13 protein-coding genes are annotated in these 13,527 nt (G+C 43.6%); all 13 read left to right on the top strand.

The window, feature by feature from the left end:
• Positions 1-71: 71 nt before the first annotated feature.
• The 13 genes from PN457_RS15960 to PN457_RS15900 all read left to right on the top strand — a co-directional run bounded on the left by PN457_RS15960 (position 72) and on the right by PN457_RS15900 (position 13,215).
• On the top strand, positions 72-1,049 hold the full coding sequence (locus PN457_RS15960) for a glycosyltransferase family 2 protein (RefSeq protein WP_271734395.1): 978 nt from the start codon (positions 72-74) through the stop codon (positions 1,047-1,049).
• On the top strand, positions 1,050-2,654 hold the full coding sequence (locus tag PN457_RS15955) for a right-handed parallel beta-helix repeat-containing protein (protein WP_271734394.1): 1,605 nt from the start codon (positions 1,050-1,052) through the stop codon (positions 2,652-2,654).
• 228 nt (positions 2,655-2,882) lie between these two features.
• The gene (locus PN457_RS15950; protein ID WP_271734393.1) at positions 2,883-3,344 is read left to right on the top strand and encodes a hypothetical protein; all 462 of its coding nucleotides are present in this window, start codon (positions 2,883-2,885) and stop codon (positions 3,342-3,344) included.
• A 29-nt stretch (positions 3,345-3,373) separates the two neighbouring features.
• A complete protein-coding gene (locus tag PN457_RS15945; RefSeq protein WP_271734392.1) occupies positions 3,374-4,333 on the top strand; it encodes a glycosyltransferase family 2 protein in 960 nt (319 codons plus the stop codon).
• A 68-nt stretch (positions 4,334-4,401) separates the two neighbouring features.
• Positions 4,402-5,562 carry a glycosyltransferase family 4 protein gene (locus PN457_RS15940; protein ID WP_271734390.1) on the top strand — a complete coding sequence of 387 codons (1,161 nt, stop codon included), beginning with the start codon at positions 4,402-4,404 and terminating at the stop codon, positions 5,560-5,562.
• Between the two features lie 14 nt (positions 5,563-5,576).
• Positions 5,577-6,320, top strand: coding sequence for a class I SAM-dependent methyltransferase (locus tag PN457_RS15935; RefSeq protein ID WP_271734389.1), 744 nt, complete (start codon positions 5,577-5,579; stop codon positions 6,318-6,320).
• Positions 6,321-6,352: 32 nt separating this feature from the next.
• Positions 6,353-6,934 (top strand): class I SAM-dependent methyltransferase, encoded by a 582-nt coding sequence (locus tag PN457_RS15930; RefSeq protein ID WP_271734388.1) that lies wholly within the window; start codon positions 6,353-6,355, stop codon positions 6,932-6,934.
• Positions 6,935-7,014: 80 nt separating this feature from the next.
• On the top strand, positions 7,015-7,887 hold the full coding sequence (locus tag PN457_RS15925; RefSeq protein ID WP_271734387.1) for a glycosyltransferase family 2 protein: 873 nt from the start codon (positions 7,015-7,017) through the stop codon (positions 7,885-7,887).
• 229 nt (positions 7,888-8,116) lie between these two features.
• Positions 8,117-9,223: a glycosyltransferase family 4 protein gene (locus PN457_RS15920; protein ID WP_271734386.1), complete on the top strand. Its 1,107-nt coding sequence runs from the start codon at positions 8,117-8,119 to the stop codon at positions 9,221-9,223.
• 22 nt (positions 9,224-9,245) lie between these two features.
• Complete coding sequence (locus PN457_RS15915) at positions 9,246-10,418, top strand: glycosyltransferase family 4 protein (protein WP_271734384.1); 1,173 nt, start codon at positions 9,246-9,248, stop codon at positions 10,416-10,418.
• A 29-nt stretch (positions 10,419-10,447) separates the two neighbouring features.
• Positions 10,448-11,860, top strand: a complete 1,413-nt coding sequence (locus tag PN457_RS15910; protein WP_271734383.1) for a hypothetical protein — start codon at positions 10,448-10,450, stop codon at positions 11,858-11,860.
• Positions 11,850-13,049, top strand: coding sequence for a glycosyltransferase family 4 protein (locus tag PN457_RS15905; RefSeq protein ID WP_271734382.1), 1,200 nt, complete (start codon positions 11,850-11,852; stop codon positions 13,047-13,049). The genes PN457_RS15910 and PN457_RS15905 overlap by 11 nt, the downstream gene beginning before the upstream one ends.
• The gene (locus PN457_RS15900) at positions 13,042-13,215 is read left to right on the top strand and encodes a hypothetical protein (RefSeq protein ID WP_271734381.1); all 174 of its coding nucleotides are present in this window, start codon (positions 13,042-13,044) and stop codon (positions 13,213-13,215) included. The genes PN457_RS15905 and PN457_RS15900 overlap by 8 nt, the downstream gene beginning before the upstream one ends.
• Positions 13,216-13,527: the final 312 nt, after the last annotated feature.

The following is a 13,527-nucleotide window of genomic DNA, read 5'->3' as shown; positions in this document are numbered from 1 at the left end:
CTAGATTTGAGGCAGGTATGGTTTATACCTTAACATGTAAATTCTATATTTACCCTTTTTGATCCGAAATGATGGTGAATAATGAAAAAATTAAAAACAGACTTGTTTCTATTATAGTTCCAGTCTATAACCGTTCGGGATTAGTTACTGAATCAATTCTGTCTGCCATTAACCAAAGCTATTGTACCATAGAAGTTGTAGTGGTTGATGACGGTTCAACCGATGACACACAGGAAAAGATCAATGCGCTAACAAGTAAGCATCCGTATTTAGTCAAATATATCTACCAACCAAACTCCGGCCAGTCGATCGCCAGAAATACCGGTTTAGCCCATGCTCAAGGGGAATTTATTCAATATTTAGACTCAGACGACCTGTTAGAACCGACAAAATTACAGCTACAGGTCAAAGCCCTCCAAGAAAATCCTGATGCTGGGGTAGCCTACGGTATTACTCTACGCAAAAACATGGTGACAGGTGAAATTAAACCCTGGGCGAGAACAAACGAAAAAATTGACAATATTTTTCCCGACTTTTTGCCCCAACGAGGCTGGGATACCAATGCACCTCTGTGGCGACGTAGCGTCTGCGATGCTATAGGTCCGTGGGGTAACTTCCGCTGTATGGAAGACTGGGAACACGATCTCAGAGCCGGGATGTTAGGAGTCAAAACCGTCCATGTGCCGGAAGTTGCCGTTATTGTTCGAGACCATCAAGGCGATCGGGCCAGTGGGATGAAAACAGGGTTTACCCCAGCCTTGACCCGTGATTTCTTCCGGGCCCATAAATCCATTTGGCTGCGGATGAAATCCCAGGGCTTAACTGATTGGAGTTATCTAGAACAATTTTCTCGTAAAATGTTCTGGATTGCTCGACTATGCGGCGAACGACAACTGATAGCAGAAGCTAAGGAAGCCCTCAGCTTTGCCACACAGATGGTTGCTACCCACCATGCACCTTGGGAAATTAGAACCTTCAAAGCGTTAACAAAAGTCTTGGGTTGGCCAAGAGCAGTAACCTGGACAGAAGCCTTGAAAAAAAGCCGTTAGATGTCGGAAAATATAAAAAACTATCCGCGGGACATCCTGCTAATAATTAGCACCCTCTTAGCTGCCATCAATCTATGGCAACCCCCAACCCCTTGGTTGCGCCAGGGTAAAATTTACGTCTCTCCCCAGGGATCTGACTGGAATCTAGGCAACAGTCCCCAAAGGGCTGTTAAAACTATACAACGGGCTGCGAATATGGCCACACCGGGAGAAGAGGTAGTTATTTTACCCGGTATCTATCGGGAAGACCTGCGGGTTCGCCGTGGGGGAACACCCAATCGCCCCATTACCTTTCGCGCCCAACAACCGGGAACAGTAACCATCACTAATGCTGTTCCACCACAGGTAACCCAATATCTAACCTGGCGATCGCATGGCAATGGACTATATTCAACCCAGACCCCTTGGCCTATCTACTATGCCCTGTATAACGGCAGTGTTCTTTATGATGTTCGCTGGGGGGGAATAGAAAGACTGAAAACCTTAGTAAGTCAACCCAACTCCTACAGTACTTTTACCTACGATAGGGAAACAAAGCGTTTTTATCTTTTTCTACCCCATGGAGAAATACCAAATAATCAAAAGCTAGTATTTCACCGAGAAATTCCGTCACCGCGAGAGTGGGGCAATAGTCGGGTGGCCAATATTTGGCTAGAGGCACAACATCTAGTTTTTGACGGTCTACGGTTAGAACTTGGCGTTGGTTCTGGCTTTTTGCTGTGGGATAGTGGTTACATTACTATTAAAAATACTCTGCTGACAGGCGCTGGCACAGGAATTAGTGCTTCACCTCACATCAATGCACCATCCCATCTCGTGGTTGAATATAACCTTTACCATAATTATCCCCAATACAACTGGCTAAAGAATTGGCTTCCCTGGAATGAAGTATACGCTCATTACTCAGACTCTACACTGATTTCTGCGAGTTCTCCTAATTTAGTAATTCGTCATAATGTGGTTAGCCATGGTGGTGATGCCTTGCAGATTTCCCCTCATCTGGATAAACCCGGGCAGAATGGGGCAAATATCTATGGTAATCTTTTAATGTATGGTACGGATGATGCCATCGAAATGGATGGACCTGCTGAAAAAGTTCATTTTCATCACAACCTAGTTTACGACTTTGAACAAAACTTAGGATTAAATCCAGTTTTAACCGGGCCAGTTTTAGTAGAAAATAACCGATTCCTGCATCCTGCTGGTGGGGTCAATGGCTCCCAGGTCAAGTTACTCAATCCTTGGTATAAAACCGGTTCGCCCAATAATCAAAGCCCGATTCAAAATATTCAGATTCGCAATAATACCTTTGTTGGGCGTTATCTTGCCTATTGGGGGCCACCCGTTAAAGATGTATGGGTGGAAGAAAATATCTTTGCCGTGGAAGGGATGAATAATCCCCCTTGGCATCCCCAGGTGAGAGTTCGCAATAATACAATGATTACATTACCCCAGGAATATCCTCACCCCGGCACAAATCCTCAATGGTTCCAAGGTTGGTCAATACCCCGACCTGGACCTGGTTGGCTTCAATATGAAGATCATCCAGCAACTGTGGATATCCATAAAGTCCTATCCCCAGATTTGTTTTTGGGGAAAAAATGAAGGAATTAGATAAACTATATCGTGCTGGTAGTGTTTGTTTTTGCGTCGTTAAAGAATGACTTTGACACAAGATTCCTCGGATAGATGAAATTGTGATTACCAAAAGATTTAGCGATATTAGTGGTATGGCGATCGCCTCATGGTGGTGTGGGGGACGATCATCTAAACACCAGTAAGTAAGCCGCGCACTTGTCTAGCGTGCCGAAACAATATAGAAAAGAACATAACATGAACAGCAGGTCAGTGCGCCTTGGGGTGTGGATATTCATTATCCTTGTCGCCGGATTGTTTGGTGCCATCGGTGGTAGAGTGCTGGGTTACGGTTTATATCGCCTCAGCTATGATTACATTGTCATCCCCCAAGAACATCAAGATTGGGGACTCCGGTTTGGTCTGTTTGTGGGCACAATATTAACAGCATCCCACAAACTCGACAGGAGACAGCCCCTTTCACTGGTTCAACTATTGTTAGGATTAATACTAGTGGCTACAATCACTGGCACTGGTATAGGTTTGGGAGGGTTAATTGCCCACACAGTATATCAAACTGATCTATGGCAACCGAGCAACTGGCGATTACCTAACCCCAGTCGCCATGCTATATTCCTGGGAGCATTAACCGGACGTAATTGGGGGGCTGGTTTAGGAGTCATTTTCACAGTGCTATGGTTACGGTCTTCCCCCCGCTAAAAAACTCAGCCAAATAAAAATCTTTCTGTATGCCTATCATTTCCGTTGTTATGAGCGTCTATAACGATGCTCAGAGGGTTAAAACCTCAGTAGACAGTATTTTGAACCAAACCTTCACAGATTTTGAATTCATTATCATCAACGACGGTTCAACAGATGAAACAAGAACAATTTTAGATCGCCTAGCCAGTCAGGACTCGCGGATCAGAGTAATTCACCAAGAAAATACTGGGCTAACCCAGGCCTTAATCCGGGGGTGTAACCAAGCCCAAGGTGAATTCATTGCTCGTCAGGATGCTGATGACTACTCCCACCCGCAACGTCTGGAACTGCAATTGGCTAAAATCCAAAGTAGCCCACAGATTGGTATGGTTTCCTGCTCTACCCAATATATCGGACCTCAAGGAGAGCCACTGACCATTATTCAACGAGCTGAAACGCCGGAAATAGCCACCCAGGAATTACTTCATCGCCGCCAGGGTCCGGGTGCCCATGGTAGTGTTTTGTTTCGCAAATCACTGTACAATGCCGTCGGTGGTTACCGCCCTGATTTCTATTTTGCTCAAGATTCAGATTTATGGTTAAGGATAGCAGAAAAAGCCCAGTTTGCCAGCTTGTCCCAGGTACTATATCTTCACCGCAGGGAGATTAACTCTACCTCCGGTGTTAATCGTGCCATACAACTGCGATTTGGAGAACTGGGTCAACTGTGTAAAACCGCCCGTTTAAACAGCCAGTCAGAATCTGTTTATCTAGAACAAGCAAAACAACTACGCAGCCAACTCCTCGCCAACAAATCGCCAAAACATCCTCCCGATCCCTTGGCTGTTGCTAAAGCTGCCTATTTTTTGGGATCTCAATTACTAACCAACGGCGATCGCCGAGCAGTTAACTACCTATGGCAAACAGTACGTCTGTGTCCCTGGCACTGGAAAGGATGGTTTCGTTTGGGGCAAAGTATTCTACAATTTCCGATACAAAAAAGCTAACTAATGCTAACAAAAGTTGGCTTTTTCTTCCTGTTTCACCAGTTCGACTACGCTCACTGAACCTATTGATGATGAAGTCCTCTTTACGCATTCTGACAGTTGCCGATACTCCTTGCGATCCTAACTCTGGAGCCGCAGGAACAGTTTATTACACCAACCAAGCATTGAGAGAAATTGGTCATGAGGTAGATGAAATTTGGGCTGATGATTTAGGACCCAGGCGCATTGCTCACGGTAATCTCCATTCCTTGTTAGAGCAACCTAGAGCCTACCGCCGGGCTGTTATGAAGGCGATCGCCACAAAAGATTATGATGTTATTCAAATGAGTCAACCTCAAGCTTATTTAGCCGCCAAGGCTTTAAAACAGGGGGGCTTTAAAGGATTGGTAATCAATCGCAGTCATGGGGTTGAGTTAAGAGTGGATGAAGTGTTACCTTACTGGTATCAGAAACTCGGTGTTCCGGAATCGCGTTTTCCTGCAGTATTAACAACAGGGCTGCGTAGTCTGTTACAGCGTCAGTGGCATGAAGTGATTAAATACTGCGATGGTGTCATTGTTACTTGTGAAGATGATAGCCACTGTCTTGTAAGTAAGCTTAATATCAATGCGGAGAAAATTAAAGTCATACACCATGGAGTTCCTGAAGCATTTTTCAATACACCGAATCAATCATATTCCTTAGAAAGACATCAGCAACTTCTCTATGTCGGGCAATCTGCTTTTTTTAAAGCACCACTCATCTTAGCTGCAATCATCAACAAAATATTACTTTCTAATCGCGATGTCACAATGACATGGGTTACTCCTGTTAACTCCCATAATTATTTAAAATCCTTGCTTAATGCCCAGATTTTATCTCGTGTAGTATTTCTAGATTGGCAACCCCAAGAAAAACTTATTGCTTTATATGATTCATGTGGAATTTTTATTTTTCCCTCCTTCGTAGAAGGAGCAGGGAAAACCTCATTAGAGGCCTTGTCAAGGGGTCTTTGTGTAGTAGCCAGTAATCAAGGAGGAATGAAAGATTATATAAAATCTGGAGAAAATGGGTTTTTATGTGAAGTTGGTAATTCAGAGGAATTTGTTAACCGAATATCCTTACTTTTAAAAAACTTAGAATTTTCCACCAAATTGAGCAAACAGGCTGTGACTACTTCACAATCCTACACATGGAAGAAATGTGCCACCGAGGCAACTCGTTTTTACATACAAGCCCTGTTTAAATAGAACATATTTTGAATATGAACCTCATACAAATAGTAGTCAAAGAATTAAAAGATACACTCAATCGCCCGCAACGCTTAGGCAAATTATTTGATTATTCATCTCTCAAAAAATGGCTGAGATTTCAAGAGATTAGAGTTATTGCCAGGAATGACTGGAAAAACACGGGAAACATTTCTCAGAGAAATGTCCCATCCTATGACCAGTATATCAAGCTTCAAAAATCTAAGCTTGAATACCTAGACCTATCTAGCCATGAAAAAAAATTTAGGACATCCTTAAGGCAAAGATTATCAGAGTTACATTCACAGGATTATATTAAACCCTCAAACCGTACAGCATTGTGTCTTGGTGCAAGATTAGGTGCTGAAGTTGCGGCCTTTCGAGATTTAGGCTATTTTGCCGTTGGCGTTGATTTAAATCCTGGTAACAACAATCCTTATGTCATGTACGGTGATTTCCACAAATTAGAATTTTCCGATAATTCTGTTGATGTAATCTATTCAAACTCCCTTGACCATTGTTATGAGTTGAAATTAATACTTTCAGAAATAAAAAGATTACTTAAAAATGATGGTTACTTGATAATTGAAGCCGACCCTGGGTCAAATGAAGGAATTAGTCCTGACTTGTGGGCAACAATGAGCTATGAGACTGTCGATTCTTTGAAGACTGAAATTGAAACATCAGGATTGATTCTGGTTCAAGCACTACCCTTTGAATACCCTCGAAACGGAACTCAGTTAGTATTTAAACGCTAATTCTTGCATCTCTCATGTTTAAAAACAACCCATTGTTATACTATCTTACTTACTTAGTGGCTATTCAGCCAGCCTTGACACAAACAACTTCTTCTGAGTCAAAATGTTTGACTAAGTATGCGAAAAATAAAACTTGCCTGGTAGAAATCGGCATTTGGCATGGAGTTAATACCAGAAAACTTAGAGAAGTCATGAATACCGAGGGAACCATCTATGCAATTGACCCTTTTGAGCCGGGTAAGTTGGGGATTTCTTGGCAAAAGCTGATTGCTCATTCCGAAGCATCTAAAACCCAAAATGGCAATATCATATGGTTAGAAGAGTTTTCCCATAAAGCAATTGAGAAATTTAAGCAGATAGAGACTCAACCTATAGACTTCATGTTTATTGACGGCGATCATAGCTATGAAGGAATAAAAAACGACTGGATACTCTGGTCACCTTTAGTTAGATGTGGAGGAATAATTGCATTGCATGATAGCCGATCTTATGAAGGAAGAAACATCGATCACGTTGGTGCTGCCCAGTATACACAAAACGTTATTCTCAAAGATGAACGATATAAAGAAATTGATCATTGTGACTCATTAACAGTCGTCCAGCGAGTTTCCTAGGTCAAAACGGTAATCGTTGAAAATCCCAACTATCAACCACATAATAATATTTAACTAACCTTTTGACTGGGAAAAAACTAATGAAACTTTCCGTGATCATCCCCACCTATGAGCGGGGAGAAGTTCTGCTTGATACCATTGAGTCCTTACAGCGACTAATGGCACCAGAATTTGAACTTTTGGTGATTGACCAGACCTTAAATCATTCTGTAACAATTGAGTCGAGATTAAACAGCTTGGCCGAACAAGGCTCTATTCGTTGGATTCGCCTACCTAAACCATCTATTCCCATGGCCATGAACCGGGGAATCTTGGAAGCTAAAGGTGAGATAGTCCTTTTCCTCGATGATGATATTATCCCCCATGAGGATTTACTACAGGCTCACCAGCAAGCCCATCAACAAGCTGATCTGGTTGCAGGACAGGTACTACAGCCCGGGGAAAAATCTCTGACATTACAACCAGGGGATCCATTTCGCTTTACTAGTAACATTCCCAGGCAAATTACGGAGTTCATGGGGGGCAATTTTTCCATTAAGCGCACTGTGGCGATCGCCCTGGGGGGATTTGATGAAAACTTCATAGGGGCTGCGTACCGCTATGAAGCTGAATTTGCCCATCGCTACTGTCAAAAATACGGTTTGATTACCTACGAACCGAAAGCCCTGATTCACCACCTACGGGTAGAAAGGGGAGGAACACGCAGCTATGGTCACCACCTGAGAACTGCCCAACCCGCCCATGCTGTGGGAGCTTACTATTACCTGTTAAAGTCAAAACCCAATGGCTGGCTATGGCAAATACTTTGGCGACCATTGCGTTCCATTCGCACAAAACACCATATCACTCATCCTTGGTGGATCTTCCCCACGTTAATTGCAGAGGCCAGAGGGCTAAGTTTAGCCATTCATAAGATTAGTCAAGGACCATCCTACCCGATAGTTTTTCGCTAACTAAGAGGATGTTTGTCAAGTTATGATTAGTGTATCAAATATTGTTTGACCTCGACCCGTTCCCCGTTATCCAGTACGGACTACTGACAAAAAGTCCTATATAGGACTTCTATTTGATTATTGAACAAGACCCAGTACATACTGAAACCCTTCTTTCCCTGTTCCCTGTTCCCTGTTCCCTGTTCCCTGCCTCTGCGAAAGATTCATAAATCAAACCGGATTCCTATATATGAACATCATCATAGATGCTCTGCCCATTAATCATATGTCAGGTAGACACGTCATTTCTGGGCATTTACGAATGTTGGCCAAGTATCATGGCGATCGCCATCAATTTTTTGTTCTACATCACCACAACAATCGGGATCTTTGTTGCGATCTAGGCTCGAGTTTTCACTGGATAGAGTGCCCTAATTTTGGTGAAAACTGGCCGGCTCGACTTTGGTGGCAATTTACTCAGTTAGAGTCCCTTCTGACCCAACTAGAAGCTCAACTGATGATCTCAACCTCCGGCGCTCTGGTTCCGGGAACTAAATTACCCCAAGTGGTTATTGCCCAGAATCCCTGGTGTTATGTTAGGGAATTTCACTACACAATTGGCGATCGACTGAAGGCGCGGCTGCAAAGACAGGGCTACAAACAAGCCCAAAAAAAAGCACAGGCCATGTTTTATTTATCTGAATATGTCGCCAGACTCTACGAAAACGATGCGGGGGTAAAACCTCAAGCTGGTAAAATTCTTTATGTTGGTATTGATGACGAAACCTACCAAATCGCTCAAAGTCAATACCTAACCTTTGAACAACGTCCATTAGAAATCCTGACTGTTTCCGCAATGACACCCCACAAAGCCATTGAAGATGTTGTCAAAGTACTCTCAAGACTCCACGAATTGAATACCCGTGCCCATTTAAGCCTAGTCGGTCCTTGGAGTACGGATGATTACCGCTCGAAAATTGAAACATTAATACAAGCCCTCAAACTCAGTAATTTTGTCACAATTACTGGTAAAGTATCTGTCAGTCAACTACGGGAACACTATCGCCGCGCTCGGGCATTTTGTCTTTTAAGCCGTTCAGAGTCCTTTGGTATACCCGCAGTAGAAGCCCAAGCCTTTGGGACTCCAACTATTGTGGCGGATGTGTGCGCTCCACCCGAAGTGGCTGGACCGGGTGGTATAGTCATTGATCCACAACAAATCCAGGAGCAGATTCCACTAATTCAATGTTTGCTGACTGATAGGGAAACTTGGAGAAATTATTCTACCATGGCACTAGAAAATACAGAGCGATTCCGATGGCACAAAGTTTCCAAGCCTTTAATTAGCTACCTTTAACTTTAAATTATGTCTTTTAATTATGGTCTTTAAAGTCGGTATTCTCACCACCCACCCAATTCAATATCAAGTACCCTGGTTTCGCCTATTAGCCCAGAACGCCGACATCGATCTGCACGTCTTTTTCTGTATGATTCCCAATGCTATGCAGCAGGGGGATGGATTTGGGGTGGCTTTTGAGTGGGATGTTCCTTTATTAAATGGCTATGAATATCAAGTTTTAACAAATATTGCCCAAACACCATCTGTAACCAACTCTGGGGGCTGTGATACCCCAGAAATTTTTGCGATCGTCAAAAACGGCAATTGGGATGCTTTTATCGTCAATGGTTGGGTTGTTAAAAGCTGCCTGCAACTCCTGGTAGCTTGCCGGTTGTATGGCATTCCCTGTATTGTCCGGGGGGAATCTAATCATCTTGCCCATAGGGCATGGTGGAAAAAACAACTGCAACGGCTATTAATTAGTCAGTATAGTGCCTGTTTGTCTATTGGAAGAGCTAACCAACAGTTTTATCTCAACAATGGTGTAGCACCACAAAAACTATTTTCTACCCCCTATTGTATAGACAACGAGAGATTTACTGCCCATACCAGTCAGATCCTTGGTGAAAAATCCTCTCTTCTAGAAAAATTCCGCTTAGACCCCCACACCGTCACCTTCCTTTACTGTGCTAAGTTTATCCCTAAAAAACATCCCCTAGATTTACTCCAGGCGCTCGCCCTATTACAACAAAACCATCAACCCACAGGGCAACTACTGATGGTGGGAGACGGGGAATTACGCCCCATCTGTGAACAATTTGTCCGAGAGCACCAACTACCAGTTAGGTTTGCCGGGTTCCTCAACCAGAGTGAAATCATTGCTGCTTACCTGGTGTCCGACTGTCTCGTCCTCCCCTCTGATGCCGGTGAAACCTGGGGGCTAGTGGTCAATGAAGCCATGGCTTGTGGACTACCAGCGATTGTTTCCGATCAAGTGGGATGTCATCTTGACCTGATTGCACCGGGAACCGGTTGGACTTACCCCATGGGACAAATAGACAAGCTAGGCGATCGCCTAGCCACTGCGATCAAACTAGGTCAAGAAAAGCTGGCTGAGATGGGAAGTAACGCCCAGAGAAAAGTGATGATGGAATATAATTACCAAAAAGTAGTCTGTGGTATTACAGAAGCCATTCGTTATGTGCGGAGTTAACTGTTACCAGCAACAATGGAAAGTGATTTATGGCATCTGGTATAGTATTACTTATTTCAGTTTTAGGGGCGATTCTCGCCCTAGGCAATTGGCGGCGGGGGATATACTGGCTAGTATTCCTAGCAGCAGTACAGGACCCCCTGAGAAAAATGATCCCCGGTGCCCCCGCCAGTGTCCTGTTAGCAAGTGTGCCAATTATATTAGGTATAATAGTGGGTATGTCGGGACAAAAAGGCTGGTTGCATTCATTCTGGCGAATGTATCCCAATGTAAACCGCAGTTTTAACTGGTTTTTGGTGGCCTGCATCCCACCAGCCTTGATTTCTCTGACCTATAGTGCCAACTCCTGGCTCCTGACAGTCTTTGGCATCTTTAACTATGGCGTTTTCTTGGCGGCGATTTTGGTGGGTTTTCACTTTGCCCAATCCCTGGAAGATATCCAAAGACTATTTAGTTTTTATTGTCTCCTCTCCGTGGTCATGCTGAGTGGTACATTTTTAGAATACTTTAATGTCGTGCCGGGATGGACTCTTATAGGTACCAGTGCCTTAGACTTTGATTGGGTGCGACATAGTACTGGCTACGTTGTCAAGCTGATAGCAGGTTTTTACCGTTCCCCAGATGTGATGGGCTGGCACGCTTCAGCAACTTCTATACTCAGTTTTTTTCTGTCCACCACCTCGAAACCGAGCCAACGCTACCTCTGGTTAGCTATTTGTGTCATAGCGATCGCCGCCCTGTTTTTCTGTGGTCGTCGCAAGATGCTTTATATGTTACCCGTAGCGGCAATAGTTTTTACTTTGATCTATGCCCAAGCCCGTGGAGGGCGGATATTTTCCGTTTTGCCCGTTCTACTGATTCCACTGTTAATTATGACATATATTGGCAACAATCTGGGAGAAGACTCCACCTATGTCAGATATTACCAAGATAATTTTGCTGTTGCGGGTGAACAATTTCAACAGCATAATTTTGATGCCTTGATCGAAACAGTGCGTCAGTCGGGATTTTTTGGAGCCGGTCTGGGGTCAGCTTCCCCAGGAAGCCAGAATCTTGCCATCTTCAATGTCCAAAGACCGAGAACTTGGCAAGAAAGTGGCACCAGTAGGGTGATGGTCGAACTGGGAGTACCGGGTTTTATAGCCTTAGTCCTTCTGCTGCTCAGTTTAGTCCTTTCAGCATGGGCACAAGTGCAGTCCCTATTCAAGTTGCAAATGTACTTAGGGGTTTACACAGGTGGAATTTTAGCCTTTTTCCTGGCAAACATTGGCAGCTTGATGGTCTCTGGGCAAATATTGGCAGACCCTTTTATTGCTTTTTTTATTGCGTTCTCCCTGGGGTTAGTATTGTCCTTCGCCAAGTATTGGCAAGCTTTTTTATGGCATCAAACCCAGAATATAAACCAAAATCTAACAATAGGAAACTCTGAAATTGACCGATAAATTGACCGAAATATCGGCTGGATTCTTACCTTCCCTTAACGATAATCAAACTGGGATAGAAGTAGCATTAATCACCACTTGTTCAACTGAGTCTGTAGGCAGTATGCTGATTTATGTGGAAATGGTGACGGAAACCTTATCTTCTTACTCACAAAAAGTCCGACTGACCAGGATTGACTTACTGAACCTTGTCCCCGATCTTTTTTTTCTCCCGGCTAAACTGAAAAAACGGTTTCAACAGCTTTGGTTACTCTTGATTTCCCCGCTACAGTTGCGCAAATATATGCGCAAATACAATGGGGACATATTTCACCTGATGGATGGTAGTAGCTGCTATGTTCTCAGGGGAATACCGCCAGAAAAATGTGTGGTCACCCTTCATGATTTAATTCCGGTTTTGCAACAAAAAGGGGAATTCCCCATACCCCCGCCTGGTTTTTTCGCCCGCTGGTTAATTAGAGAAAACCTAAAATCCCTCAAATCCCAGAAAAATATATGTGTTGACAGCACCTGCACAGGTCAGGACTTTCAACAGAATGTTAGCAATCTTGTTCCCACCGTCATTTTTCCGGGTATTAGGAGTAGCTTATTAGACTTAATTCCGGCAGAAATACCCGGATGGCAGGAACGAGTGCGGGATGGGAAAAGAATAATTTTGCACATTGGTAACAATGGCTTCTATAAGAACCGAGCAACGGTAATTCGAGTTTTTGCCGAACTGGTCAAGAGTCACCCCCTGTCATTGGTGATGGCTGGGTCTCCTCCAGATATGGAGCTGCAAATGATCATTCAAGAACTGCAAGTAGGTGACAAAATTACCTTTGTTTCCCATCCCAATGATGGGGCGGTATCTTCCCTATACCTGAAGGCTTCCATCTTGCTTTTTCCCAGTTACTATGAGGGATTTGGTTGGCCTCCTTTAGAAGCGATGGCTTTTGGCTGTCCAGTTGTTTGCTCTAACAGTGGTTCTCTCCCTGAAATAGTTGGTAATGCTGCTCTGATGGCCAGTCCTGATGATTTATCAGCCATAGTTGCACAGTGTGACTTTTTACTCAACCAATCGGAGGAAGCAACAAAGCTAGTGCAAGCGGGACTGGAAAATATTCAACGTTTTAGTTCCCTGAAAATGGGGGAAGACCTGATTAATTTTTATAACCGCGTACAACCATGTGGGGGAGCCGGTGAATAGTTATCCACACACCGCAGGGGCGATCGTTATCCATACGGGGGAGCCAGTCCATGGGTTTCCACACATTAGGTATAGTCGATATTTATCCACACACCGGAGCCAGTCCATGGGTTTCCACACGTTAGGTATAGTCGATATTTATCCACACACCGGAGCCGGGGAATGAATTCCCCGTCTCAAAGCTCAAGTCGGTTAAAAACCGACTTGGAAGGAGGTTGAGGTGATTTTGATTTATTCTGTGATTTTTTGATTTAATTTATCAATTTAATTATGGCTTTATGGCGGTTATATTAAGCTGTTGTTTGGGCGACTAAAAAACGTGAGCCTTTAATTATTCAGGTTCTTCAGTACCTAATATGCTAAATTGTTTTGATAAAATCCGAAAAGGCTTACCGTATAAGGGAAATAATGTTGGTTATTGAAGAAAATGCCTGAATATTCCTTCTTAATCTCTGTTCGGTGTGTTCCCTGTTCCCTG

Source organism: Anabaenopsis arnoldii (genome assembly GCF_028331025.1).
Classification (GTDB): domain Bacteria; phylum Cyanobacteriota; class Cyanobacteriia; order Cyanobacteriales; family Nostocaceae; genus Anabaenopsis; species Anabaenopsis arnoldii.
This window is presented reverse-complemented; position numbering and strand designations above follow the sequence as displayed.